Origin of the sequence: Alteromonas algae, assembly GCF_049117195.1 — a bacterium.
GTDB lineage: Bacteria > Pseudomonadota > Gammaproteobacteria > Enterobacterales > Alteromonadaceae > Alteromonas.
This window is the reverse complement of record NZ_CP185260.1, coordinates 2,685,932-2,710,627: the sequence shown is the minus strand read 5'-3', so window position 1 is coordinate 2,710,627 and position 24,696 is coordinate 2,685,932. Positions and strand designations below refer to the sequence as shown.

The 24,696-nt window shown below is 45.1% G+C and carries 25 protein-coding genes; 20 read left to right on the top strand and 5 right to left on the bottom strand.

Features of this window, described 5'->3' with window-relative positions:
- Positions 1-14: 14 nt before the first annotated feature.
- From ACOJRU_RS12225 to ACOJRU_RS12215, 3 genes are all read right to left on the bottom strand, one after another.
- Positions 15-1,070, bottom strand: coding sequence for a potassium channel family protein (locus ACOJRU_RS12225; protein WP_421132018.1), 1,056 nt, complete (start codon positions 1,068-1,070; stop codon positions 15-17).
- Between the two features lie 73 nt (positions 1,071-1,143).
- Positions 1,144-1,824 carry a PspA/IM30 family protein gene (locus ACOJRU_RS12220; RefSeq protein WP_421132017.1) on the bottom strand — a complete coding sequence of 227 codons (681 nt, stop codon included), beginning with the start codon at positions 1,822-1,824 and terminating at the stop codon, positions 1,144-1,146.
- A gap of 23 nt (positions 1,825-1,847) precedes the next feature.
- Entirely contained in the window at positions 1,848-2,237 is a 390-nt protein-coding gene (locus tag ACOJRU_RS12215) for a DUF2170 family protein (protein ID WP_421132016.1), read from the bottom strand.
- A gap of 249 nt (positions 2,238-2,486) precedes the next feature.
- Here ACOJRU_RS12215 and ACOJRU_RS12210 point away from each other — a divergent pair, with 249 nt between their 5' ends.
- The 6 genes from ACOJRU_RS12210 (at position 2,487) to secF (ending at position 8,644) form a co-directional block, all read left to right on the top strand.
- Entirely contained in the window at positions 2,487-2,699 is a 213-nt protein-coding gene (locus ACOJRU_RS12210) for a DUF6471 domain-containing protein (protein ID WP_421134761.1), read from the top strand.
- A gap of 367 nt (positions 2,700-3,066) precedes the next feature.
- On the top strand, positions 3,067-4,101 hold the full coding sequence (gene queA, locus ACOJRU_RS12205) for a tRNA preQ1(34) S-adenosylmethionine ribosyltransferase-isomerase QueA (protein WP_421132015.1): 1,035 nt from the start codon (positions 3,067-3,069) through the stop codon (positions 4,099-4,101).
- A 215-nt stretch (positions 4,102-4,316) separates the two neighbouring features.
- Positions 4,317-5,429 carry a tRNA guanosine(34) transglycosylase Tgt gene (tgt, locus tag ACOJRU_RS12200; protein WP_421132014.1) on the top strand — a complete coding sequence of 371 codons (1,113 nt, stop codon included), beginning with the start codon at positions 4,317-4,319 and terminating at the stop codon, positions 5,427-5,429.
- 24 nt (positions 5,430-5,453) lie between these two features.
- Positions 5,454-5,792 (top strand): preprotein translocase subunit YajC, encoded by a 339-nt coding sequence (yajC, locus tag ACOJRU_RS12195; protein WP_421132013.1) that lies wholly within the window; start codon positions 5,454-5,456, stop codon positions 5,790-5,792.
- Between the two features lie 55 nt (positions 5,793-5,847).
- On the top strand, positions 5,848-7,692 hold the full coding sequence (secD, locus tag ACOJRU_RS12190; protein ID WP_421132012.1) for a protein translocase subunit SecD: 1,845 nt from the start codon (positions 5,848-5,850) through the stop codon (positions 7,690-7,692).
- Positions 7,693-7,702: 10 nt separating this feature from the next.
- Positions 7,703-8,644 carry a protein translocase subunit SecF gene (gene secF, locus ACOJRU_RS12185; protein WP_421132011.1) on the top strand — a complete coding sequence of 314 codons (942 nt, stop codon included), beginning with the start codon at positions 7,703-7,705 and terminating at the stop codon, positions 8,642-8,644.
- A 142-nt stretch (positions 8,645-8,786) separates the two neighbouring features.
- On the opposite strand, the gene ACOJRU_RS12180 is transcribed toward secF, so the two are convergent.
- Positions 8,787-9,698 carry a LytTR family DNA-binding domain-containing protein gene (locus ACOJRU_RS12180; RefSeq protein ID WP_421132010.1) on the bottom strand — a complete coding sequence of 304 codons (912 nt, stop codon included), beginning with the start codon at positions 9,696-9,698 and terminating at the stop codon, positions 8,787-8,789.
- A gap of 133 nt (positions 9,699-9,831) precedes the next feature.
- Between ACOJRU_RS12180 and ACOJRU_RS12175 the strand changes: the two genes are divergently transcribed.
- A complete protein-coding gene (locus tag ACOJRU_RS12175; protein WP_421132009.1) occupies positions 9,832-11,043 on the top strand; it encodes an acyltransferase family protein in 1,212 nt (403 codons plus the stop codon).
- A 110-nt stretch (positions 11,044-11,153) separates the two neighbouring features.
- Here the strand turns inward: ACOJRU_RS12175 and suhB are convergent, their stop codons facing one another.
- The gene (suhB, locus tag ACOJRU_RS12170; protein ID WP_421132008.1) at positions 11,154-11,930 is read right to left on the bottom strand and encodes an inositol-1-monophosphatase; all 777 of its coding nucleotides are present in this window, start codon (positions 11,928-11,930) and stop codon (positions 11,154-11,156) included.
- Between the two features lie 287 nt (positions 11,931-12,217).
- Here suhB and trmJ point away from each other — a divergent pair, with 287 nt between their 5' ends.
- The 13 genes from trmJ to ndk all read left to right on the top strand — a co-directional run bounded on the left by trmJ (position 12,218) and on the right by ndk (position 24,563).
- Entirely contained in the window at positions 12,218-12,943 is a 726-nt protein-coding gene (trmJ, locus tag ACOJRU_RS12165; protein ID WP_421134760.1) for a tRNA (cytosine(32)/uridine(32)-2'-O)-methyltransferase TrmJ, read from the top strand.
- 5 nt (positions 12,944-12,948) lie between these two features.
- Positions 12,949-13,773, top strand: coding sequence for a serine O-acetyltransferase (gene cysE, locus ACOJRU_RS12160; RefSeq protein ID WP_421132007.1), 825 nt, complete (start codon positions 12,949-12,951; stop codon positions 13,771-13,773).
- A 96-nt stretch (positions 13,774-13,869) separates the two neighbouring features.
- A complete protein-coding gene (locus ACOJRU_RS12155; protein WP_421132006.1) occupies positions 13,870-15,885 on the top strand; it encodes a tetratricopeptide repeat protein in 2,016 nt (671 codons plus the stop codon).
- 109 nt (positions 15,886-15,994) lie between these two features.
- A complete protein-coding gene (iscR, locus tag ACOJRU_RS12150) occupies positions 15,995-16,480 on the top strand; it encodes a Fe-S cluster assembly transcriptional regulator IscR (protein ID WP_421132005.1) in 486 nt (161 codons plus the stop codon).
- A gap of 29 nt (positions 16,481-16,509) precedes the next feature.
- Entirely contained in the window at positions 16,510-17,676 is a 1,167-nt protein-coding gene (locus ACOJRU_RS12145; RefSeq protein ID WP_421132004.1) for an IscS subfamily cysteine desulfurase, read from the top strand.
- A 246-nt stretch (positions 17,677-17,922) separates the two neighbouring features.
- Positions 17,923-19,359, top strand: coding sequence for a Fe-S cluster assembly protein SufB (sufB, locus tag ACOJRU_RS12140; protein WP_421132003.1), 1,437 nt, complete (start codon positions 17,923-17,925; stop codon positions 19,357-19,359).
- 3 nt (positions 19,360-19,362) lie between these two features.
- Positions 19,363-20,124 (top strand): Fe-S cluster assembly ATPase SufC, encoded by a 762-nt coding sequence (sufC, locus tag ACOJRU_RS12135; protein WP_421132002.1) that lies wholly within the window; start codon positions 19,363-19,365, stop codon positions 20,122-20,124.
- A complete protein-coding gene (gene sufD / locus ACOJRU_RS12130) occupies positions 20,121-21,377 on the top strand; it encodes a Fe-S cluster assembly protein SufD (RefSeq protein WP_421132001.1) in 1,257 nt (418 codons plus the stop codon). The genes sufC and sufD overlap by 4 nt, the downstream gene beginning before the upstream one ends.
- Positions 21,374-22,591 (top strand): aminotransferase class V-fold PLP-dependent enzyme, encoded by a 1,218-nt coding sequence (locus tag ACOJRU_RS12125; RefSeq protein WP_421132000.1) that lies wholly within the window; start codon positions 21,374-21,376, stop codon positions 22,589-22,591. Before sufD ends, ACOJRU_RS12125 begins: the two co-directional genes overlap by 4 nt.
- A 10-nt stretch (positions 22,592-22,601) precedes the next feature.
- Positions 22,602-22,958, top strand: a complete 357-nt coding sequence (locus ACOJRU_RS12120; protein WP_421131999.1) for a HesB/IscA family protein — start codon at positions 22,602-22,604, stop codon at positions 22,956-22,958.
- A 22-nt stretch (positions 22,959-22,980) separates the two neighbouring features.
- Positions 22,981-23,514, top strand: coding sequence for a putative Fe-S cluster assembly protein SufT (gene sufT / locus ACOJRU_RS12115; RefSeq protein ID WP_421131998.1), 534 nt, complete (start codon positions 22,981-22,983; stop codon positions 23,512-23,514).
- 15 nt (positions 23,515-23,529) lie between these two features.
- Complete coding sequence (locus ACOJRU_RS12110; RefSeq protein WP_421131997.1) at positions 23,530-23,940, top strand: SufE family protein; 411 nt, start codon at positions 23,530-23,532, stop codon at positions 23,938-23,940.
- A 191-nt stretch (positions 23,941-24,131) separates the two neighbouring features.
- Positions 24,132-24,563, top strand: coding sequence for a nucleoside-diphosphate kinase (gene ndk / locus ACOJRU_RS12105; protein ID WP_012519000.1), 432 nt, complete (start codon positions 24,132-24,134; stop codon positions 24,561-24,563).
- Positions 24,564-24,696: the final 133 nt, after the last annotated feature.

Below are 24,696 nucleotides of genomic sequence, written 5' to 3'. Positions count from 1 at the left end.
CCTCTACGTTGGCGCTATACCGTACCCATTTTTGCCCAATCAATCGCTCTTATGCGTTTCTCAGCGATATAGAAAAGTGTATCGCCAGACGTTAGCGTGGTGTGAAGGGGTGGGTTAACCACCATATCTTTAACACGTCCGTTGGGCGCCATGCCAATAAATATGGCATCGTGGTCGCGCTTTAGGTTAACAAATAAACTTGATACTGGCACATCAGGGCTGCCTTGTGGAATACGCATCGAAAACTGTGCTTGGCCTTCATCAACACTGAGTAAATCGTGGTGAAGCATACTAGACCCAGGGTCGAACGCAGCTTTCGCTAGCATTTCTACCGCAACACTTGGGGTACACTCTACCTTCGGGCAGTGCTCTTGTAGTAACGAGACCAGGCTGTCGTCGTCAAAGTAAGCGACTTGATGTGCATTGGGGTTTCGTTTAGAACAATAAAGCGCGGTCGTCATGGTGACATCGTCTTGCGGGTTGTCTATCAGTATCGTTTGGGCGTCGGCGACGCAGGCACGATCCATGTCTTCATCTTTGTTGAATGAATCTACTTTGATGAATTCAATAACACCGGGCATAGGGTTGGTGATGTCGGCTTTTACACATAATACAATGTCTGGGTTTTCAGGCATTGCTTCACGCTCTTGCAACAATAAGTTTAGCAGCAGCATGGTGCGTTGTTCGTTCCATCCAATAACCAAAATGTGGTCGTTTACGTGCAAATTACCCATACCCATTAACCCTTTTTTCCACTGTTCTGATACCCATGCCGCGATACGGCCAATCACCATTGCAAAGATGCTTAACCCAACGGGAATAACATAAAATGCTACGACCAACTTGCCCGCTGATGAGGTGGGGGAGAGATCGCCATACCCAACTGTTGATGCGGTAACCGCTAACCAATAGATAAAGTCAGTTTGTGAAATTAGCGCCGTTTCGCCTGCAGCGTACAATAGCCAATAACTGCTTACACCGTAAAAACCGGTCGCACCAAGAATAGTGTACCAACGCGACTCAGCAAAATACTGCAGCATCACTTTACGAAACTTTAACCATGGCAGCATAACAATCAACAACCCCTGTTAGTTTGACCTGCGAAGGTATAAACAAAAACGGGAGCTTAGCTCCCGTTTGGTATTACTTACCTAAAATACGTGCTAGTTCGTCGTCTGCCGACGTCTGCCCGCCTTTTATGCCTGCTTGTGCGAGGCGTTTTTCTAAGTCGCTGCTAGACTCATCACCCGCCAGTTCTTCGGCGGCCTCAAGCTCGGCGCTACGTAGCTTTTGCTTTTCCTGAATACGAGACAGTGATTCTGTCGCCGTTTTCATTTTGCTGTTAGCGCCCATGTGGCGAGACGATACCGCAACTTGCGCTTTTTGTACGCTTTCTGTTGCCTTAACCATATCAACTTGCTGTTCTAGGCGGCGTAAATTTGCTTTTGCTTGCTGGATGTTAGTCGCAAGTTGTTTCTCTGACTGTTGGAACTGATCGAGATAACTTTGTTCCTGATCACGTTCTTCTTTCAATTCAGACACTTTCTGCGCACAATCTAATGCCAACTGACGATCGCTATCGATAGCTTTGCGAGCATGTTCTTCGTACTCAGCAATCGACGTATTGAACGAGCCCACTTTTTGCTCAGATAATTTACGCTTTGCAAGAATTTGAGTTCTTGCGTGATCAGATTTACGTAACTCTTCTTTTGCTTCTCGAATCTCTTGCTCAAGAATGCGAATGGCTTGGCTATCTACTACATTTTGCGCCGCTTCCGTTGCGCCACCTTTTACTGCAGTAACTAATTTTTTCCATACTGACATGTGCTTCTCCTTAGAAGTAACGCTTATTTAAGGTGTGTTTCGTAAGCATCTAAAAACGACGCTACGTTCTGAAACAAAGTTTCCACTTCAATGACAATGCTCTCTGCTTTTGATTGCGCGCTTAACGCGCCAAATGCGGTGTAATATTCTTCGCTGCCCACGGTGGATATACCCACAGTAGTTAAAGGAAAAAGCATATGAGTAGATAAGATTTCGTGATCAAGCGCAGGTTTATCCTTTACTTCTGATGCCGAGAATAACAGGCTTTCTACCAGAATTTGTTCGCCGCTTAATGCCAACCATGCATCTATGCCGTCTTGATTTGCAATGAGTAAGCAATTTTCTTCACGTGTTACCACAAAGTCATCGTGCCCTTTAAAGAGTGTTTCGATGCTCTCCAGTTCCCAACTCATAACGTTCTCCTTATTGAATGAAGTGATAATGTCGTATGTCTTTTAGCAGCTACCACTGTAACGACTATTTCGACTTACGCCAACATCTCGACTTGCAGTGTAGTCGTAATATGCCATAATCGTCAATAACAAATAGAGTCTTAATGTGTAAAAAAGTGTGTTTTTGTAAATCATACGTCACAAATGGGGTGTTTTTTGAGTTCTAAGAATGTATGGCGACAAACGGTCGAACGACTCGTGAAGTCTGAAATGTCAGTACGTGGGGTTAAGTATCAACAACTTAGTCAACGCTTAGCTGACATTGGGATAGACCAAAGTGCAGATAACCTTCGTAACAAGGTGAATAAGGGCATAATGGGGGCAGATCTTTTACTTCAGGTTTTGTTCGTATTGAAAGCACGGCCTATTGATGCGGCATTAATTGAAGAAATCTTAACTGATTTTGGCGACGTAACAGGGTAAAATATCGCGAGAAAGTGAGTTGAGTGAAATTACGCAAGCGCATAAAAAAATACCCAGCATTGCTGGGTATGAAACTTTGAAATGCTAAGGGAGAGCATCATCAGAAAGTACGCCTATCTTAAACGTTTAAGATGGCGGCGACTAGGGTTGTTTACTATTTGAGCGTATCGCCTGTTATATATTCGTATTAAATGTAATACGTAATTGAAAAGTTTTTATTTTTCAGTGCTTTTATACCGAAAACGGTTTGCAGTTTTTTATTGCTACCCTGATGCTTTTAACCCGCAGCCCAACGTGCACTGGCTTAATTTTACTTAACATTATTGATTATTGAGTTACCAACTCATTTCAACGAGCAAGAGCTAACATGAAACTGTCCGATTTTAATTTTACCCTTCCTGAGCATTTAATTGCCAAGTATCCAACGCAAACGAGAACCGCTAGCCGGCTTCTAAAACTAGACGGAAAAACAGGTAAGACAGAGCACAGTATGTTTAATGACATGCTAAGCCTTGTAGAAAGTGGCGACCTACTTGTGTTCAACAATACACGGGTTATACCGGCAAGATTGTTAGGCGTAAAGGAAACCGGCGGTCAAGTGGAAGTGCTGATAGAACGCATTTTAAGTGATAACACCGCGCTTGCGCATGTCAGGGCAAGTAAAGCACCGAAGCCAGGCACACATTTAACGCTAGAAGGCAAAGTAAATGTGGTGGTTGAGGGAAGGCAAGACGCCTTGTTTATTCTTAAATTTGAACATGAAGAAAGTGTTTTGTCGCTCTTAGAAGCGCATGGCCATATGCCGCTTCCTCCGTATATTGATAGACCTGACGAAAATTCTGATAAAGAACGTTATCAAACAGTCTATAACGAGAAGCCGGGAGCCGTAGCGGCCCCAACCGCAGGGCTTCATTTTGACGACGGTATTCTTGCTGCGTTAAAAGAGAAGGGCGTACAACTTGCTTTTGTTACGCTTCATGTGGGCGCCGGTACGTTTCAACCCGTGCGTGTAGATAACATTGAAGAACACAAAATGCATGCCGAGTATGCTGAAGTTCCTGAAGACGTTGTAAATAAAGTGATAGAGACAAAAGCCGCAGGTAAACGGGTTATTGCCGTTGGCACAACGTCGGTTCGCTCTTTAGAGTCTGCCGCGAAAGAGGCGGGGGATGCGTTAATTGCGCCATTTTATTCCGACACTGAAATATTTATTTATCCGGGGTTTAACTTTAAGGTAGTGGATGCGATGTTTACTAACTTCCACTTACCGGAATCTACCCTGATGATGCTTATTAGTGCGTTTGCGACGAAAGATAGCGTAATGGACGCATACCAAGAAGCCATTGAGAAAGAGTATCGATTTTTCAGTTATGGCGATAGCATGTTTATCGAAAAATCATAAACATAAATATAATATTTAAAACAATAGGTTAAGGGCATTTTATATAAGTGCCCTTTTTGTTTAAGCGGCACATGTTCGCGAAGTCGAATATAAACATAGCAGAGGGGAATGATCTCCTCGTAATAACTGGTATAATCGCCGCCAAATTATTTTTATACCCAGCGTAAGCCGCACATTTGTAGCGCTATACGCGCATATCATTGGGAACGCATTACATGCAATTTGAGTTATTAAAAACCAGCGGAAGAGCAAGGCGCGGACGTCTTGTTTTTGAACGTGGTGTGGTTGAAACACCGGCATTCATGCCTGTAGGTACTTACGGTACTGTGAAAGGTATGACGCCCGAAGAGCTAAAAGACAGTGGTGCGCACATTTGTTTGGGCAACACGTTCCATCTTATGCTTCGCCCTGGTACTGGTGTCATTCGCCAGCACGGCGACCTGCACGATTTCATGAATTGGGATAAGCCCATTTTAACTGACTCTGGTGGTTTTCAGGTGTTTAGCTTGGGTGATTTGAGAAAAATTACCGAAGAGGGCGTAACGTTCCGCTCGCCTATTAATGGCGAAAAAATATTGTTAACGCCTGAAAAGTCGATGGAAGTTCAGCGTGATCTAGGTTCAGACATCGTAATGATATTTGACGAATGTACGCCTTACCCTGCTACCGAGCAGGAAGCACGCGTATCAATGGAAATGTCTCTTCGCTGGGCCAAGCGCAGTAAAGATGCGCACGGTGACAACCCCGCTGCACTGTTTGGTATTATCCAAGGCGGAATGTATGAAGGGTTACGTGATGTATCACTCGCGGGCCTAGAAGCCATTGGGTTTGACGGCTATGCCATTGGTGGTTTGTCGGTGGGTGAACCTAAAGAAGATATGATCCGCATTATCGATCATACTGCACCGCAAATTCCGGAAGACAAGCCTCGCTACCTTATGGGCGTAGGCAAGCCAGAAGATTTAGTAGAGTCAGTTCGCCGTGGCATTGACATGTTCGACTGCGTAATGCCAACACGAAACGCACGTAATGGTCACTTATTCGTTACTGAGGGCGTGGTAAAGATTCGCAACGCCAAGCATCGTAATGACACGTCGCCGCTTGATGAAAAATGTGATTGTTACACTTGTAAAAATTATTCTCGTTCATATCTACATCACTTAGATAAGTGCAATGAGATTTTAGGGGCGCGTTTGAATACGATTCACAACTTGCGCTACTACCAACGAGTTATGCAAGGGCTTCGTGATGCAATTGAAGCCGATACATTGGATGACTTCGTTAGTACTTTCTATGAAGAAAAAGGGTTGCCGGTTCCGGCATTATAACAACGATAATATTTGGGGAATTCTATGAGCCTATTTATCTCTAACGCGTACGCGCAATCTGCTGGTGGTGCTCAACAAGGCGGTGGCATGGAAATGCTTATCATGTTGGCAGTATTCGGTTTAATTTTTTATTTTCTATTGTATCGCCCGCAAGCAAAGCGAGTAAAAGAACATAAAAACCTTGTTACATCACTGGGTAAAGGTGATGAAGTATTGACGCAAGGTGGTCTTGTTGGCCGCATTACTAAAGTATCGGAAGAAAAAGATTTCATTGAAATCGCACTTAACGATTCAACAGACATCGTAGTACAAAAATCATCTGTTACTGCCGTGTTGCCAAAAGGCACGATGAAGTCGCTGTAATTGATGAACGCCGGGGCCGGGATGCTTTCCGGTGCTGGCACAAAAGGAATATCCAGTGCTAAACAAAAATTCAATTTGGAAAGTGCTTAGCGCGCTCATTATCGTATCAATGTGCGCGCTTTATGCGCTTCCAAACATTTACGGCGAAGATCATGCCGTACAAATTTCAGCAGGGCGCGACGCGGTGGTTACCGAGTCGATGATTTCACAAGTTGAATCTACGCTTGCTAGTAAAGATATCACGCCAAAACGTATCGAGTTTGAAGGCGAGCAAATTCTTGTTCGTGTATCTGATTCTGACACCCAATTGGTTGCCAGAGAAGCGTTAGAAAAAACGCTAGGTGACGATTATTTTGTGGCGATGAATTTAGCTCCAGACACACCTGAATGGTTAGAAAGCCTAGGTGGTGCGCCGATGAAGCTAGGTCTTGACCTGCGCGGTGGTGTTCACTTCTTAATGGAAGTAGACATGTCTGAGGTGATTGCCAAATCACTCGAAGATGCGGAAAGTAGCTTCAGAACGTCGTTACGTGAAGAAGGCATTCGCTATCGTGGTGTATCACAAAAAGACGATTTCGTGGAAATTACTTTTCGTGACGAAGACACACTAGATAAAGCGGAATTTTTCCTAAGAAACCAAAATCGCGACCTTACGTTTACGCAGGTTGATGATTTGGTGCTTCGTGCTGTGTTTGCAGAGTCTAAGCTTCAGGAAATTCGTGACAACGCGGTTAAGCAAAACATCACGATTATTCGTAACCGTGTAAACCAACTTGGTGTTGCTGAGCCACTGGTACAAAAGCAAGGCGCTGACCGTATTGTTGTGCAACTCCCTGGTATTCAAGACACCGCAAGAGCAAAAGAAATTCTAAACGCCACGGCGACGCTAGAGTTCCGTATGCTAGACCAGAAGAACGACGTTCGCGATGCACTAAATGGTCGCGTACCAGCCGGTTCTCAGGTTATCGAAGATCAGCAAGGTGTTCCTCAACTGCTTGAAAAACGCATTATGCTAACGGGTAGCCATATTATTGATGCCAACAGTGGTGTCGACGAGTACGGGTTACCTAATGTTAATATTTCCCTCGATTCTGAGGGCGGCAACAAAATGTCTCGCTCAACGCGCGGTAATATTGGCAAGCCAATGGCGACGGTGTTTATCGAATACAAGTCTACGGGCGAGCGTAACAAAGACGGAAAGCTTATCTTTGAGAAAGAAGAGCAAGTTATCTCTGTTGCCACAATTCGCGCTCAGTTAGGTAGTAAGTTCCAAATTACCGGTTTGGATTCACCAAAAGAAGCGCGCGACCTTGCGTTGCTACTTCGTGCCGGTGCACTTATTGCACCTATACAAATTGTTGAAGAACGTACTGTTGGCCCGAGCTTAGGTAAAGAGAATATCGACCTTGGTATGCAGGCAATCACGTATGGCCTTTTGGCAGTACTCGCATTTATGCTGGTGTACTACAAAGCATTCGGTATTGTTGCCAATATTGCCTTGGTCACTAACTTGGTCATGATTGTGGGCATTATGTCTATGATCCCAGGCGCCACGTTAACGCTTCCGGGTATGGCGGGTATTGTACTTACGGTTGGTATGGCAGTAGATGCAAACGTGCTTATCTTTGAACGTATTCGTGAAGAATTACGCGATGGGCGAAGCCCGCAGCAAGCCATTCATCATGGCTATGACAGCGCATTTTCTACTATTTTAGATGCCAATATTACTACCTTTATTGCCGGGCTTATTTTGTTCGCAGTGGGTACAGGTCCAATTAAAGGGTTCTCTATTACGCTTATGATTGGTATTGCTACTTCTATGTTCACCGCTATTTTGGTTACACGCGTTATTGTTAACGCAGTGTGGGGCGGTAAACGTGTAGAGAAATTAGCGATTTAAGGAGCGTAACATGCAACTATTAAAATTATCCGAAACCGTTAATTTTATGCGCCTTCGCATTCCTGCGATGGTGCTATCTACTATTCTTATTTTGGGTTCGTTCGTGTCACTGGGCGTGAATAGCTTAAATTGGGGGTTAGACTTTACTGGCGGTACGCTTATCGAAGTAGGCTACGAAGACGGCGCTAACTTAGAAGCTATTCGTACTCAGTTGAATAATGCTGATTTTGGCGATGCCATTGTACAAAACTTTGGTAGCAGCCAAGACGTGCTAATACGTATCGCGCCGCGCGACGGTGTTAAATCGGTAACCATTGGCAACCAAGTTATCGATGCACTTAGAGCAGACGGCACAAGCGTTGAGATGCGCCGTATTGAATTTGTAGGGCCTAATGTGGGTGAAGAGCTAACCGAGCAGGGTGGCTTGGCGATGCTGGTAGCACTTATCTGTATTTTGGTTTACGTGGCAATGCGTTTTGAATGGCGTTTTGCGCTGGGCTCGGTATCGGCGCTTGCGCACGATGTTGTGCTCACGCTTGGGCTGTTCTCGGTATTGCAAATCGAATTCGATCTAACGGTGCTGGCGGCAGTATTAGCGGTAATTGGTTATTCACTTAACGATACTATCGTTGTGTCTGACCGTATCCGTGAAAACTTCCGCAAAATACGTAAAGGTGAGCCTATTGATATTATCAATATTTCACTTACACAAACGCTGAACAGAACTATCATTACCTCACTGACCACAGTGTTGGTGTTAGTCGCACTGTTCTACAAAGGCGGCGCACTTATTCACGGTTTTGCTACGGCTTTGCTGTTTGGTGTGGTGGTAGGTACATACTCATCGGTTTACATCGCGAGTTCTGTTGCACTAGCGTTAGGTATTAGCAAAGAAGACCTTATGCCTCCACAGGTAGAGAAAGAAGGCGCAGATTTAGACCCTATGCCTTAACGTATTTGGTTAGCGTACTCTTACGCTACTATTTATTGACGTTTAAAAAAGCCGCATTCACATGTGGCTTTTTTGTATCTAGGAAACCCACCATTACCTAGGTTAGTAAACGGGCTTGCCACGCAATGAATAGCTACACATATTATGGCAAGGCCAATTTGTATCGCCGAGACATCTTTACCGTTTGCCCCGATGTTAATGTGATTACTCCGTCACCGCTGTCACTCAATTTCACATTATCGACAAAGCGCGTGTTAACGGCATACGAACGGTGAACGCGCTTAAATGAGGCGCTTGTGTCATTTTCCAGAAACGTTTTAAAGGTAGCGCGCATTGGAAAGGTTTGGTCGCCAATATGTAAGTTTACGTAATTCCCCGATGCCGCTACCCATTCAACTTCATGTTTTTTAATTAAAAACTCGCGACCTAGCTTTTTAATGAGCAACAAGTTGTTGCTGTTAGATTGGGTTAACGTTTGCTGCGTATGATTATTCGCTCGCGGTAAGTCGTTGTTCTTATTTACGCCATTGACCTCAGCCATATCAATACTAATGTCTTTTGCGTCTCCTAACCACTGGGCAACGGCATAGCGATAAAACCCTATGAGTAGAACAAAAAACACGAATGACCATATATCTTTATGCAATTCGTAGGTTAGTTCAAATACCCACTCTTGTGCACCTGAAGCAAAGTTATAGTCTTGGTTTAGCATGGTGTATATGGCTTCTCTTGAGGAAATCATAAAGGCCACGTGTAACGCAACAAAGCCTGACGTCATTGCGCAATAACGGGCAAGGCTTAGCACAGGGCGGTGCCAATTCCATGGAAATCGAGTAAGGATAACCCCAAGCGCGAGTACTAATAAAAAACTGCCTGTGGCACTGGTGAATTCCCATACAAATGGCTCCCATTGTTCGAAGGGGAGAGGTGGGGTTCTTAACGCCTCCATTAACACCGTTGTCGAATTCACTAAGCCGTTTATTAAGAAATAGATGGCTAGAAACGCAACGGTAATCAACGTTTGGTGCTTTTGAAACAACCTCTTACTTAGCATTACGTGCTTATCCTTTTGTCACTCTTATCTGCCGTTTGTCACAATTCATAAGAATATCAACAATGTAATGATTATGTTGATGAGTATTGATTCACCAGCGTCATCTACTACGTTTACCATATAAAAGGAAATCATGAGAGAGAACAACAGTGAAAAAAGAGGGCAGGAGAGAATTGTCGCCTTAGATTACCTAAGAGTCATCGCAGTGGCGTTACTTTTCTTTTTTCATCTGGGCATGATTTGGGTACCAGAGTGGCAGTTTCATTTCAAACAACAAACCCAGTGGTATTGGTTACAGCACGTCATGCTAATTGTTTCGCCCTGGAGAATGGGGTTGTTGTGGTTTATTGCGGGTACGTCAATCTGGGTTATGCGACAGCGTTATGGCATTCACTTTTTACTCTGTCAAAGAAGCAATGCTATTTTACTTCCCTTGCTGATTGGTATTTTCTTTGTCGTTCCTATTCAGCTTTTTGTGGAAATGACACAGAAGCTGGCGATAGATGCTCCATTGTCTGAATTTTTATTTCACTTCTACGTTGGCGAAAGTACCTATTTTGAGGGCTTTAGTTCAGGTATTTGGCACCATGTTGATGTTAATCATCTATGGTTTTTACGTTCGCTGTGGCGCTTCACCCTGTTGTTAGTCATTTTTGATAGTGTGCTACTAAGCATGCGACAACGATGTGGCACTTTTTCACTTGTATGGCTGTGTGCGCTTTTAATAGCGGCGCTTGGCATCATGCAAATTGAAGGAAGCGACCTACGGCGCGATTGTTACGGGCTTATGTGTTTGTTGGTAGGCTACTTTTTTGGAACGTCCCATCAATTTTGGAGGTGGTTAAGCGTTAATACGGTGCCACTACTGCTTAGTGCCATAAGCGTTATCTTTATTTATGAAGTGTGTTTTTGGTTAATGCGTATTGAGGTGGGAGGAGGCATTGTAAACACTGTTTTTGCCGTGTTTTACAACGTAGCAAAAATAGTGGCGTTAATGGCAGTATTGGCAATGTCTACTCAGCTTTTTTCTCACCCTAGTGCGAGCGTGGCAAGGGCAAATCAGTTCGTGTTTCCGTTCTATGTATTTCATCAAAGCGCACTGGTTGGGGTTGCCTATGTTGTTGCTAGCCAAACGCTATCGCTCGTTCAGTCAGTGCTTGTTACCGCTATTCTCAGCTTAGTGGTTTGTTTCTTAGGGTTAACTATTAGCCATTACAGCCCAATTGCTGGGCTGTTATTCGGTAAAAAGCCTCAACGTGGGTCTTGGTTACATTCGCGTAAAGTGCACACGGTAATTGCGCTTGCAACGTTACCCTTAGGGCTGAAGATAATGGGTGTGCTGTAGTCTATGGAAATGCGGGGGCAATGCGTCGTTACGCGCTATATAAAAAAAGGCGCTACTGCTAGCGCCTTTGATATCTATAAATGACTCACGTTCTACAAGAACGCTTTTAATTATTTAAGGTGCTTAACTAAGCCTTGAACCACTTTAGCACTACCGGCAACAATTTCGCCTTTATGAAGAGGATCATTTCCGCCTTTAAAGTCGGTAACCAATCCGCCTGATTCGCGAACTAATAGCTCACCTGCTGCGATATCCCAAGACTTGATACCGCGCTCGTAATACCCATCATGGCGGCCGGCTGCCACGTAGGCTAGGTCTAGTGCTGCACTTCCTGCACGGCGTAGGTCACCTACTTCATGGAAAATTTTGTTAAGGCTTAATGCATATTCGCCAAACTGCGACTTGTTTTTGTAAGGTAGGCCAGTGGCAATGATTGTTTCGCTAAGGTCGCGAGGCTTAGAGCCACGTATACGGTAACCATTTAATTGCGCGCCTTGACCACGGCTAGCCGTGAATAACTCACCGCGAATAGGATCGAAAACAACGCCTTGATCTAAACGGCCTTTATGAAGAAGTGCAATTGAAACGGCAAAATGAGGAATGCCTTTAACGAAATTGGTGGTGCCATCTAATGGGTCAATAATCCATTGGTACTCTGTTTCTAAACCATTGGTTTCACCCGACTCTTCGCCTAAAAAGCAATGTTCAGGGTAAGACTGCTGAATTTTGGCAATAATTGCCTGCTCTGCTTCTTTGTCAACTTGAGTAACGAAATCGTTAAGGCCTTTAGACTCGACGCCAACGTCGTTATGTTTTTCAAAACCGCGAACAATAACTGTTCCAGCCGCACGCGCAGCGCGCACTGCAATATTCAGCATAGGATGCATAGATAAACCACCAATTGTAAAAGATCAATGAAACAACCAGCCTGTAAATTGTGCAAAAAATGACTAGTTGTGTTCGAAAACGGGCGGAGTCTACCAGAATCAGCGCTTGATGCAAATTAAAATGCCCTACTACACTTGGAAAGAACCCGTTCCTTGTCAGATAGCCATCTATACTGCCGCTATGGTATCATTTGCCCATTATATTATGTGTCTGTGTCAGATTCTGGCAGTACACGCATTTCATGCTTTTACACAGCGATGTAAGCAATAACTCAGGTGCAATGGTCATGCTCGACAATATCCGTATTATTTTGGTCAACACGTCTCATACAGGAAACATTGGTTCAACGGCGCGTGCCATGAAAACAATGGGGTTAAGTAACCTTTATCTGGTAGACCCAGTAAACGAACCAGACGGTCAAGCAAGTGCCTTGGCAGCGGGCGCGGGCGATGTTCTGGCGAATGCCAAAATAGTTAAAACACTGGAAGAGGCTGTGGCCGATTGTGGTTTGGTTGTGGGTACATCAGCACGTTCTCGTACGCATTCTTGGCCAATGCTAGGGCCTCGTGATTGTGGCGAGAAATTAGTGCAAGAGGTAAGTAAATACCCTGTTGCCCTTGTATTTGGCAGGGAAAACAGCGGCTTATCAAATGAAGAGTTACAGCAGTGTCACTTCCATATGTGTATTCCTGCAAACCCAGAATACAGCTCACTTAACTTAGCGGCAGCGGTACAAACGTTGTGTTATGAAATTAGAATGGCTTACTTAAGCACCGACGCTTACCCAGAGGTAGAGCAAGAGTATCCACTCAATGAAGATTTAGAGCGTTTTTACACGCATCTAGAGTCGACATTAGAAACCACTAGCTTCATTCGAAAAAATCACCCTGGTGTCGTGATGACAAAACTTCGCCGCTTGTTTAATCGTGCACGACCTGAGTCACAAGAGTTAAATATATTGCGCGGGATCCTCGCGTCAATAAATAAATCGGTAAAAGCCGATAACGAGTAATAGTTATGTTTTCTAGAATAAAAGATGACATTCAAGGGGTGTTCCACCGTGACCCCGCCGCACGCAATACCTTTGAGGTGTTAACTAACTACCCTGGGTTGCATGCCGTGTGGTTTCATCGTATTAGCCACTCACTGTGGCGAGCGAATTGGAAATGGCTAGCGCGCAGTTTGTCTACGTTTAGTCGTTGGCTTACCGGTATTGAAATTCACCCAGGCGCTACGCTTGGTCGCCGTGTATTTATAGACCATGGCATGGGCGTGGTTATTGGTGAAACGGCCGAAATAGGTGATGACGTAACGCTTTATCATGGTGTTACGTTAGGGGGAACCAGTTGGAAAGCGGGTAAGCGACACCCTACCTTGAAAAAGGGCGCCGTTGTCGGCGCTGGCGCAAAAGTCTTAGGGCCTATAACGATTGGCGAAAATGCAAAAGTTGGTTCTAATTCGGTGGTGGTAAAAGATATTCCTGATGGCGCTACTGCCGTGGGTATCCCAGGGCGTATTATTGTGTCTAAACAGCACAGCGAATCGGCTCAGCTGAACCCACAGCGCGATAAAATAGCGCAAAAGTATGGATTCGATGCCTATGCGGTTGCCCCCGACAACCCAGATCCCGTTGCTAATGCGATGGGCATAATGCTTGAGCACATGCACCAAATGGACACCAAAGTTGAGGAAATGTGCAAAGTCATTCAATCGCTTGGTGGCGATGTCTGCACTGAAAATCTTCACAATTTGACCGCTGAAGACTTTGCCGATACGGGTATCGAGTTCGCTCAACAGGACGAAAGTAAAGAAGGCCACAAGGCTTTTGACCCTGCTATATAGTTCATAACAGTGTACATTCAAACGATAGCTGCGATACATTAGTGGTGGTACGCTGCCACTTGTTTTTATCGTAAACGTTTTACACGGATGTAATCTATGACTCGCCTATATTCACCTATTCTATTGTTAATCTTGTTGTCTCTATCGTTATGCGCCAATGCCATAGCGATATCTCTGCAATTTACGCCTGTCGAACGTGAACGATTAATCACCAATAAGCAAGAAAAGCTAGTAGCGCTAGGTCTCAAATACGAAAACGGAGATGGTGTTGCTAAGGACTATACTCTCGCTCGTCAATATTACGAACAAGCTATTGAATGGGGCTCTGTTCAAGCCTTTCATAACTTAGGTTCGCTTTATAATTGGGGGTATGGCGTAGATAAAAATAGGCAGATGGCCCTTCTTTTATGGGAGCAGGGAGCAAGTAAAGGAAATATGTATTCTTCTTTTAATATGGGGAATGCGTTTTTAATAGGTAATGGGGTTTCGCAAGATACATACAAAGCGCTCGATTACTATATGGCGTCTTATAACCAAGGTTACAAACCCGCAATATGCAAGTATGGCGATACATTATTGATGGTGGAGCCGAGTGATATAGCAACTACCATTTCACTTCTAAAACCGGTAGCGCAAAAAGGTGAAAGCCTTTGCCTCTCAGCAATAGTGGGCTTGCTGCACAATAATTATGATCTACATAAAGATGGTGAAGCGTTACTTCGTTGGGCGCTAAAAGGCGATGCACAAAACCTTCCAGATGTCGTATTTACATTAGGTATTATTTACGATTTTGGTGAACGTGGAATAAAAGCCGACGCGGATAAAGCGAAAGCCTACTATACAAAAGCTGCCGAATTAGGACGCGTTAATGCGCTGGCTAATTTAGGGTTTATGTATGAAAGCGGTAAGTTTGGAAATCCTGATACTGTTACTGCGAAATATTATTATGAACAAGCCATCGAAGCGGGTTCAGCGTGGGGCTATAACAATCTTGCGACCTTCTATCGGGATGGAACTGGAAAAGTAGTGGACTATGAAAAAGCATTGTCGCTTTACAAGAAGTCCGCGGAAATGGGTAATGCATACGCGTATAGAAATATGGGGAACATGCTCAGGTTTGGCGAAGGCGTCGAAAAAAATGCCTATGAAGCTGAAGCCCATCTAACCAAATCTATTGAACTTGGTTATACGCAGTCCTTAGTAGATTTAGGTTTTCTGTACTTAGATGAATCGTTGCCGCTATTCAATAAATCAGCCGCACTAGAGCAATTTTATAAAGCGGTCGATAATAATGTACCTGGGGCACTAGAATCAGTTGCTCAACAATTTAAGGAAGAAGACAGAGAATGGTTTGTGTTGACGGAAGTGGCATCACAGCTTGCGTATGACTTAGCAGGGTATTTTGAAAAAAGCGAAAACAAATTTGAAGCGTGTAAGTGGTATTTAGTTGCCTTTAAACGTCGTCATGATGATGCTTATCTTGATGTCATGAAATGTGTAAACAGCAAACAGTATCCCGATGCGCCCTATGCGAGTTTTAAAGATGTCGCTATTGAGTGGGCTGAATACATGCAGTGGGACGCTTACTCGTTAATTGGCGAGCTGTATTATTATGGAATTAGCACCACGAAGGATAAACATGTTGCGGCAGAGTATTTCTTGCGATCCCATCGCGATTCTGGTGATGAAATAGCGCAGTATAAGCTCGGTGAAATGTATCTTATCGGAGAAGGTGTTCAAAAGGATTACGACGCTGCGTTACGGTTTTTGATGCTAGCAAGTGAGGCAGGGGTAAGCGCAGCAGATGTCACGCTTAGCAAAATGTATCGCAACGGCAACGGTGTGGCCTCTAATAAACACACTGCTTTTAACTTTATGAAAAACGCTGCTGAATATTTGGACGATTCAGAGGCGACCTTCTTGTATGCACAGATGCTATATGAGGGGTATGCCGCCCCTAGAGATATTGATTTAGCTATCGATTGGTTTGATAGGGCGATACAATTGGGAAGCGCTGAAGCACCTTGTTTTCTCGGTAGCGTGTTAACACAATACGGTAAAAGCGATGAAGATAGACGTCGTGCTGCTCAGCTGTCGCAGGGGTGTAACTAGTCACGCCTGAATCACTCAAATAATACTTGACTAAATTACTGGGTCTTTTACTTGACCATTTTAGTCGGGTATGTGAAAATTCTCCCACTTAAAACGGTGGGAGAAATCAATGAAACTTACCTCTAAAGGGCGCTATGCAGTTACTGCGATGTTAGATGTAGCTTTACATTCTACCCGCGGGCCTGTCCCTCTTGCCGATATATCAGAGCGCCAAGAAATTTCTCTTTCTTATCTAGAGCAGCTTTTTTCTCGCTTACGCAAAGAAAAGCTTGTCGATAGTGTACGTGGCCCAGGTGGTGGTTATTTGTTAGGTAAAGACCCATCAGCCATCGCTATAGGCGAAGTGATTAAAGCGGTAGACGAGTCGGTAGATGCTACCCGTTGTCAGGGCCAATCAGACTGCCAAGGCGGCGACCGTTGCCTCACGCATAGCCTTTGGCAAGACTTAAGCGACCGAATCAGTGTGTTTCTTAACTCCATCACACTGGGTGAACTTATGGCTCAGCGCGATGTGCGAGAAGTCGCGGGCCGACAAGACAAGCATGCTTCGCTGCGCAACATAGCGAATGATATTGAAATAAGCATTCAGCTTTAGTCAACGTACAAAGGCCGTTATTAGTTACTATGTCAGTCACTACTCCTGTATACCTAGATTATGCTGCCACCACGCCGGTTGACCCGCGTGTTGCCGAGGCGATGGGAAAATGCCTTACGTTAGAAGGTAATTTTGGTAACCCTGCTTCTCGTTCTTATCGGTTTGGTTGGATGGCAGAAGAGGCAGTAGATGTTGCACGCAATCAGATTAGCGATGCACTTAACTGCGATCCTCGTGAAATTGTTTTTACTTCTGGCGCCACTGAGGCTAACAACCTTGCTATCAAAGGGGTGGCACAAGGATACAAAACCCAAGGTAATCATATTATTACCGTAAATACCGAACATAAAGCGGTGTTAGATACCTGTGAGTACCTTGAAACGCAGGGCTGGTCGGTTACCTATCTAGACGTTAACAGCGACGGGTTAATCACACTCGAACAGCTTGAACAGGCCATGCAGCCTAGTACGGTATTAGTGTCGGTAATGCACGTAAACAATGAGCTAGGTGTTATTCAGAATATCAATGCTATAGGTGAACTATGCCGTCGTAACAACGTATTATTTCATGTTGATGCGGCGCAAAGTGCGGGCAAGCTTCCGATCGATTTGTCTTTATTGCCGGTAGATTTACTTTCGCTGTCTGCACATAAGTTCTATGGCCCCAAAGGAACGGGTGCATTGTATGTACGTCGTCGTCCTAAAATTAATCTTGTGGCGCAAATACATGGCGGTGGGCACGAACGCGGTATGCGGTCGGGTACGCTGGCTACGCACCAACTTGTGGGGATGGGCGAGGCGATAGCGATAGCACAGGCACAAATGCAAAGCGATACCGCCCACATTATGTCGCTGCGTGACTTGCTATGGCAAGGGTTGTCGGCGCTAGACGGCGTTTACTTGAATGGGCATGAAACACAGCGATTAGCTGGCATCTTGAACGTGAGTTTTGCCGATGTCGACGGCGAGACTCTAATGCTAGGGCTGAACGATATTGCTGTGTCATCGGGCTCGGCCTGTACTTCTGCGAGTTTAGAGCCTTCCTATGTGCTAAAAGCCATAGGAAGAAGTGATGAATTGGCACATGCTGGAATTCGTTTTAGCGTAGGCCGGTTCACTACAAGAGATGATATTACTTACGTAGTTGATAAGGTGCAAACCGTGCTGTCGAAGCTTCGACAGACGCATCCCGCCTAAACAGCGTAACGACGTAAAATTAACAAAATAGAAAGTATGAGGAAGCACCTTACAATGGGTGGCTGTCTCGTAACAATAATTTAAGTAAGTTAGGGCGGTTGAATATTTGAGTGAATTACTCAGGTATTATATAATCCCGCCCAAAATTTTAGGCTGCTTTGGTGTGTGACCGTGCACATCCTCATCGGTAAGACCGTTTGACCGATAATAAGCAGCAAAATGCAGGCAAATAAGTGAGATCCTAACATGAGTGAACAGATCGAACAGGCGTTAGAAAGAAAGTACGAGGCCGGTTTCTATTCGGAAATCGAATCGGAAACATTTGAGAGCGGCCTGGACGAGTCGGTTATCCGCCGCATATCAGCAATGAAAGAAGAGCCAGAGTGGATGCTCGAATGGCGCTTGAAAGCTTATCGTTCTTGGTTGGAAATGGAAGAGCCAGACTGGGCGCATGTGGATTATCCAAAAATTGATTATCAGGCAATTTCTTACTACTCAGCACCGAAGAGTATGAAAGATAAGCCTCAGTCGCTTGACGAAGTTGATCCTGAGTTGCTTCGTACCTACGAAAAATTAGGTATTCCGCTTCATGAACAAGAAATGCTTGCTGGCGTAGCCGTAGATGCAGTGTTCGATTCGGTATCTGTGGTAACTACATTCCGCAGCAAGCTTGAAGAAGCGGGCGTAATTTTTTGCCCCATCTCTGAAGCGCTTAAGAAATACCCAGATTTAGTGAAAAAGTACATTGGCTCTGTTGTGCCACGTACCGACAACTACTTCGCGGCGCTAAACAGTGCAGTATTCACTGACGGTTCATTTGTATACATTCCAAAAGGCACTCGATGCCCGATGGAGCTATCTACCTATTTTCGTATCAATGAAATGAACACAGGTCAGTTTGAACGCACGCTTATTGTTGCCGAAGAAGGCAGTTATGTAAGCTACTTAGAAGGTTGTACGGCACCTCAGCGTGATGAAAACCAGCTGCATGCTGCAGTCGTAGAGTTAGTGGCAATGGACAACGCTACCATCAAGTATTCGACCGTACAAAACTGGTATCCGGGTGATGAAAACGGAAAAGGTGGTATTTATAATTTCGTGACTAAGCGCGGTATTGCGCACACGAATGCCAAAATTTCATGGACTCAGGTTGAAACGGGTTCAGCAGTGACGTGGAAATACCCAAGCTGCGTATTAAAAGGCGACAACAGTGTGGGTGAGTTTTACTCAGTTGCACTAACGCGCGGACGTCAGCAAGCCGATACGGGAACGAAGATGATTCACGTGGGTAAAAATACCCGCTCAACTATCATCTCAAAAGGTATTTCGGCAGGAAACAGTAACAATGCATATCGCGGTCTAGTGCAGATGGGGCCTCGCGCAGACGGTGCACGTAACTTCACCGAATGTGATTCGTTATTGATTGGGGATAAGTGCGGCGCACATACCTTTCCGTATATCGAAAGCCGTAATCCAAGCGCGATTGTAGAACACGAAGCGACAACGTCAAAAGTGAGTGATGAGCAGTTGTTTTTGTGTCAGCAACGCGGTCTAGATACAGAGAAAGCCGTTTCTATGATTGTGAACGGCTTCTGTAAAGAAGTATTCAAAGAGCTACCAATGGAATTTGCCGTAGAAGCCGGCAAGCTGCTCGAAATTAGTCTTGAAGGTTCAGTGGGGTAACCAATGCTTAGTATTAAAAATTTACATGCCAGTGTGGAAGAGAAAAACATCATCAAAGGGCTTAACCTAGAGGTTAAACCTGGTGAAGTACACGCTATCATGGGCCCCAATGGCGCCGGTAAAAGTACCTTAGGTTATGTATTGTCTGGTCGTGACGGCTATGAAGTGAGCGACGGTGCAGCAACGCTAAACGGTAAAGATCTCCTTGAACTTGATGTTGAAGAGCGCGCACGTGAAGGCTTATTCCTTGCGTTCCAATACCCCGTTGAAATTCCGGGTGTAAGCAACATGGAGTTTATGAAAGAGTCGGTTAACGCGATGCGTGAACAACACGGCAAAGAGCCGTTGACTGCTGCTGAGTTCCTTAAAAAGGCTAAAGAAGCCTGCAAACAGGTTCAATTGCCCCTCGACTTTTTAAAGCGTGGCGTTAATGAAGGCTTCTCTGGTGGTGAGAAAAAACGTAACGAAATCATGCAAATGATTTTACTTGAACCATCTCTTTGCATCTTAGATGAATCTGACTCTGGTCTTGACGTTGACGCACTACAAGTGGTTGCTGATGGCGTAAATAGCCAGCGCGATGGCGAGCGTAGTTTTATTGTTGTTACGCACTACCAGCGTCTTCTTGACTATATTAAGCCCGACTTCGTACACATTCTTGCTGATGGCAAAATTGTGAAAAGTGGTGATGCATCACTTGCACTTGAAGTTGAAAAAAGCGGTTATGCTTTTCTTGGTAAAGAGTATGCGGAGGGTGAGGCATGAGTCAATGGCTAGAACAGGTCATTGGCGCGGCGCAGGTCGACGACTATCTAGCGCCCGTGCGTCAGCAGGCCTTAGCACAGCTTAAAGCCGACGGTTGGCCAGCTCGCAGAAACGAGAGCTGGCGTTTCACGCCGCTTACGCCAATTGAAAAGCGTGAGGCAAAAACGGTCACTCAGGCAGACAATGTGCCGGTCCCCGTTATTGAAAATCTAAATGCTATCGACTTGGTATTTGTTGATGGCGTGTTAGTGACGCAAGTGAATACACTTGATGTGCCTAAAGGCATGATCATTACGTCGCTAAATAATGGCGATAACGCCATTCAAGCGGATATTTCTCGCGTATTTGGGCAAGTAAAGCCAACGCGTCATTTATTTGGTTTGGTTAACGACACGCTAGTGCAACACGGTATATACATTGGCGTTGAAGCCGGCGTTAGTATCGACGTTCCAGTGCGCATTATTAACCTTTCAAATAACGATGTTGATGCACATACCCGTGTTGTGGTTAATGTTGCCAACGGTGCCCGCGCGACGATTATCGAGCACGGTGTGGGTGACAAAAACAGTTTGACGACAGCGTTTGCTGAATATCATATTGCCGATGACGCGCATCTTGAACATTATCGCTTTGCTATGTTTACCGGTGTAGCGAAACAAGTAGGCGGCAGTCATTTTAAATTGCATAACCGGTCTACTCTCAACAGCACGTTGGTAGGGTACGGAAGTGAATTGTCACGATTAGATGTAGATATTCATCACGCTGGCGAATTTGCTGATGCAAAGATGAATGCAATTTACTTGCTGGCCGAAGGTGAGCTATTTGACCTGCATTCTACCATCGAACACGCCATGCCTAACGGCACCACAGAAGAAAATGCACGTGGAATAGTGGGCGATAAAGCCCGCGCGGTATTCAACGGTCGTATTCATATTCATCGTGATGCACAAAAGACATTAGCCGAGCTTAACAACCGTAACTTATTATTGTCTCGACGTGGTGTTATCAACACCAAACCAGAGCTTGAAATTTATGCCGACGACGTGAAATGTGCGCATGGTGCTACGGTAGCGGAAATTGATGAGGCGTCACTTTACTATTTGCTTACGCGCGGTATTTCACGTAGCAAAGCGCTAGTCATGCTGAACTTTGGTTTCATTAGAGAGCTAATCAATGATGTGCGTAACGAGCCTATTCGCGACTGGTTATTGCCAGTATTAAGCGAGCGTTTCTCTCAAATGGAGGTGAAATGAGCTTAGATGTTGCAGCACTTCGTGCCCAGTTTCCTATTCTGGCTAAAACGGTAGACGGTAAACCGCTTGTTTATTTAGACAATGCGGCGACCACGCAGAAACCGCAAGCTGTTATTGACGCCATTGTAGACTTTTACACAGGGACGAATGCGAACGTCCACCGAGGTGCGCATCATTTATCTGATGAGGCGACGCGTCGTTACGAAAACGCGCGTTCAAGTGTCGCGAGCTTTATTAATGCGAATGTGCGAGAAGAGGTTATCTGGACATCTGGTACGACAGAAGCTATCAACATTGTTGCTAACGGCTTAGCCTATCAGCTTAGCGAAGGTGATGAAGTGATGGTTACTGAGCTTGAGCATCACGCTAATTTGGTAACGTGGCAGCAGGCGTGTAAGCGCTCTGGCGCGACCTTGCGTGTTGTGCCGATTTTCGACACAGGCGAGCTAGATGTTGCTACCTTCGATACGCTGCTTTGCGATAAAACCAAGCTCGTTGCCTTTCCTCACGTGTCTAACGCGTTAGGAACTGTAAACCCAATTAAACAACTTACGGCTAAAGCGAAAGCGTTTGGGGCGTGGGTGCTGGTGGACGGTGCACAAGGCATTGCCCATGGCGGTGTGGATGTGCAAGACATTGGCTGTGATTTCTATGCTTTTTCTGGCCACAAGTTATTTGGGCCAACCGGTATTGGCTGCCTGTGGGGCAAGCAAGAGGTCTTGCAAAGCTGGCCGGTATGGCAAGTTGGCGGCGAGATGATTAAAGACGTCACGTACCAAGATGCTACATGGGGCGCATTGCCAAATCGATTAGAGGCTGGCACGCCAAATATTGCAGGTGCAGTAGGCATGGGCGCTGCAATAGAGTGGTTCGCAAAGCTTGATATGCAAGCGCTGCATGATCATGAGCAAGCTTTGCTTCGTTATGCCACAGAACAAGCCGAAGCGCTTGACGGTATGCGTATCATAGGGACTGCGCCTGACAAAGTTGGTGTACTAAGCTTTTTGCTTGATGGTGCACACCCAGCCGATGTGGGTTTTATTTTAGATAGGCAAGGTGTGGCTATTCGTACCGGTGATAACTGTGCGCAGCCGTTAATGAAACGACTTGGCATTCCGGGCACTGCCCGCGCGTCGTTCTCAATTTACAATACGCTTGATGAAGTGGACAGCCTATTTGCTGCACTGAAAAAAGCCAAAATGATGTTGGCCTAAGGAGGCATAAATGAGTGTAGAAACGTTTGTACCGAGTACTCAACTCATTACGCTAACTGACAGCGCCGTTAAGCATTTCGAAAGTAAGCTTAAAGAAAAGCCTGGTCAGTTAATTCGTTTATCTACAAGAGTCAGTGGCTGTACGGGTTACGCTTATGTATTAGATTTCGCCGATAGTGCAAAAGAGAGCGATGAAATCATTGAGATTTCTCCTTTACTTAACGTTGCCGTTGCCGAAGATGCAACTGACTTATTAAGAAATACCGAGATTGATTACGTTCAAGAAGGCGTAAACGGTGTGATTAAGTACAACAACCCCAACGTGGTTGATGAATGTGGTTGTGGCGAAAGCTTCAACGTAGGCTAAGCGAAAGGCGCTAAAGCAGTTTATGAAACAGAAAATGGTAGTCACTGAACGTGACTGTAAAGCGCGTTTGGTGCCGGTAGGCAACCCAGCTACTATTCCCGAAGGGGAGTTCGTTACTATTACGCAAGATTTGGGCGGCAACTTCACTGTCACCTGGCGAGGTAATATGTACCGCATTGACGGTACTGATGCCGATGCAATAGGCCGTAAAGCGCAAGTTTTAAATTTTGATACGCCTAAAGACGGTAAGATTAGCGAACAGCAAGTCTGGGATGCGCTTGAAACTATTTTCGACCCCGAAATTCCGATTAACCTTGTTTCATTAGGGCTCATTTACAAAGTGGCTGTAGATCATGAAACGGGAAGCGTTAATATTGACATGACGCTGACAGCGCCGGGATGTGGAATGGGGCCGGTGTTGGTCGGTGACGTTGAATATCGCGTTGCAATGGTTCCCTTTGTTAAAAGCGTAAATGTTGACTTAGTCTTCGACCCGGCATGGTCACGAGAGATGATGAGTGAAGAAGCACAGCTTGAAGCTGGCCTTTTCTTTTAACACACAGGAAGATAAATGCGATTACCTAGCAGTGAAGAAATTATTGACGATTTGGCGTTTTTCGATGATTGGGAGCAGCGCTATCAATATATCATTGATTTAGGGAAATCTATTCCAGGCTTATCCGATGCTGACAAAACCCCAGAGCGTTTAGTGAAGGGGTGTCAAAGTAGCGTATGGTTAGTTGAGTCATATGACAACAACATCATTACCTTTGACGTCGACAGTGACGCGGTGATCGTGCAAGGTCTGTTGGCGCTAGTGCTCGCAGCGTACAATGAAAAATCTCCGCAAGATATTCTGGCGTTCGATATAGATGGTTATTTCGAAGCGTTAGACCTAGAGCGTCACATTACGCCAACGCGCGGCAACGGTTTACGCGCGATAGTGGGTAAAATCCAAGAGTTGGCAAAGGCGAATAGCTAGCCTACGCTTACACAGTTATTTCATTGCGCTGTCATAAAAGTGGTTATAATAGGCAGTGCAATGGCTTATTTCATGCCTATTTAGTTACCTATTAAGGTTGATTGTAAATCGCTGCTAGTCAATGCGACATTAATCGCCTATAATTCGCGACCAAAATTTTAAACGACATACTATTTGTTTGGAGAACGAACATGGCTCTAGAGCGCACTTTTTCGATTATCAAGCCTGATGCGGTAGCTAAAAACGTAATCGGTGCTATTTACAACCGTTTCGAATCTGCAGGTCTTCGCATCGTTGCATCTAAAATGATTCACATGAGCAAAGAACAAGCTGAAGGTTTTTACGCAGAACACAAAGAGCGTCCTTTCTTTGGCGCACTTGTTGATTTCATGACATCTGGTCCAGTAATGGTTCAGGTTCTTGAAGGCGAAAACGCAGTTCTTGCTAACCGTGAAATCATGGGCGCAACTAACCCTGCAGACGCAGCTGCTGGAACACTTCGTTCTGACTACGCAGCGTCTATCGACGAAAACGCAGTACACGGTTCAGATGCTCCTGAGTCTGCTGCTCGCGAAATCGCTTACTTCTTCTCTGAAGAAGAGATTTGCCCACGCACTCGTTAATCGACTGCTTAAGCAAATGAAAAACGAGGCTTAGGCCTCGTTTTTTTGTACCTTTTATCGTGACGGAAACCCCTGACGATATTAATAGTGGTGCGACTTTTTATGCACTATGTTGTGTGTTAAAATCCGCGCA

Coding starts and splice junctions, on each gene's coding strand:
- ACOJRU_RS12220 (WP_421132017.1), bottom strand. CDS start 1,824: ATGTCAGTATGGAAAAAATTAGTTACTGCAGTAAAAGGTGGCGCAACG.
- sufB (WP_421132003.1), top strand. CDS start 17,923: ATGAGTGAACAGATCGAACAGGCGTTAGAAAGAAAGTACGAGGCCGGT.
- ACOJRU_RS12175 (WP_421132009.1), top strand. CDS start 9,832: ATGAGAGAGAACAACAGTGAAAAAAGAGGGCAGGAGAGAATTGTCGCC.
- sufC (WP_421132002.1), top strand. CDS start 19,363: ATGCTTAGTATTAAAAATTTACATGCCAGTGTGGAAGAGAAAAACATC.
- cysE (WP_421132007.1), top strand. CDS start 12,949: ATGTTTTCTAGAATAAAAGATGACATTCAAGGGGTGTTCCACCGTGAC.
- ACOJRU_RS12110 (WP_421131997.1), top strand. CDS start 23,530: ATGCGATTACCTAGCAGTGAAGAAATTATTGACGATTTGGCGTTTTTC.
- tgt (WP_421132014.1), top strand. CDS start 4,317: ATGCAATTTGAGTTATTAAAAACCAGCGGAAGAGCAAGGCGCGGACGT.
- ndk (WP_012519000.1), top strand. CDS start 24,132: ATGGCTCTAGAGCGCACTTTTTCGATTATCAAGCCTGATGCGGTAGCT.
- suhB (WP_421132008.1), bottom strand. CDS start 11,930: ATGCATCCTATGCTGAATATTGCAGTGCGCGCTGCGCGTGCGGCTGGA.
- yajC (WP_421132013.1), top strand. CDS start 5,454: ATGAGCCTATTTATCTCTAACGCGTACGCGCAATCTGCTGGTGGTGCT.
- queA (WP_421132015.1), top strand. CDS start 3,067: ATGAAACTGTCCGATTTTAATTTTACCCTTCCTGAGCATTTAATTGCC.
- ACOJRU_RS12145 (WP_421132004.1), top strand. CDS start 16,510: ATGTCAGTCACTACTCCTGTATACCTAGATTATGCTGCCACCACGCCG.
- sufD (WP_421132001.1), top strand. CDS start 20,121: ATGAGTCAATGGCTAGAACAGGTCATTGGCGCGGCGCAGGTCGACGAC.
- ACOJRU_RS12155 (WP_421132006.1), top strand. CDS start 13,870: ATGACTCGCCTATATTCACCTATTCTATTGTTAATCTTGTTGTCTCTA.
- ACOJRU_RS12210 (WP_421134761.1), top strand. CDS start 2,487: ATGTCAGTACGTGGGGTTAAGTATCAACAACTTAGTCAACGCTTAGCT.
- sufT (WP_421131998.1), top strand. CDS start 22,981: ATGAAACAGAAAATGGTAGTCACTGAACGTGACTGTAAAGCGCGTTTG.
- ACOJRU_RS12215 (WP_421132016.1), bottom strand. CDS start 2,237: ATGAGTTGGGAACTGGAGAGCATCGAAACACTCTTTAAAGGGCACGAT.
- secF (WP_421132011.1), top strand. CDS start 7,703: ATGCAACTATTAAAATTATCCGAAACCGTTAATTTTATGCGCCTTCGC.
- ACOJRU_RS12120 (WP_421131999.1), top strand. CDS start 22,602: ATGAGTGTAGAAACGTTTGTACCGAGTACTCAACTCATTACGCTAACT.
- ACOJRU_RS12225 (WP_421132018.1), bottom strand. CDS start 1,070: ATGCTGCCATGGTTAAAGTTTCGTAAAGTGATGCTGCAGTATTTTGCT.
- trmJ (WP_421134760.1), top strand. CDS start 12,218: ATGCTCGACAATATCCGTATTATTTTGGTCAACACGTCTCATACAGGA.
- ACOJRU_RS12180 (WP_421132010.1), bottom strand. CDS start 9,698: ATGCTAAGTAAGAGGTTGTTTCAAAAGCACCAAACGTTGATTACCGTT.
- ACOJRU_RS12125 (WP_421132000.1), top strand. CDS start 21,374: ATGAGCTTAGATGTTGCAGCACTTCGTGCCCAGTTTCCTATTCTGGCT.
- iscR (WP_421132005.1), top strand. CDS start 15,995: ATGAAACTTACCTCTAAAGGGCGCTATGCAGTTACTGCGATGTTAGAT.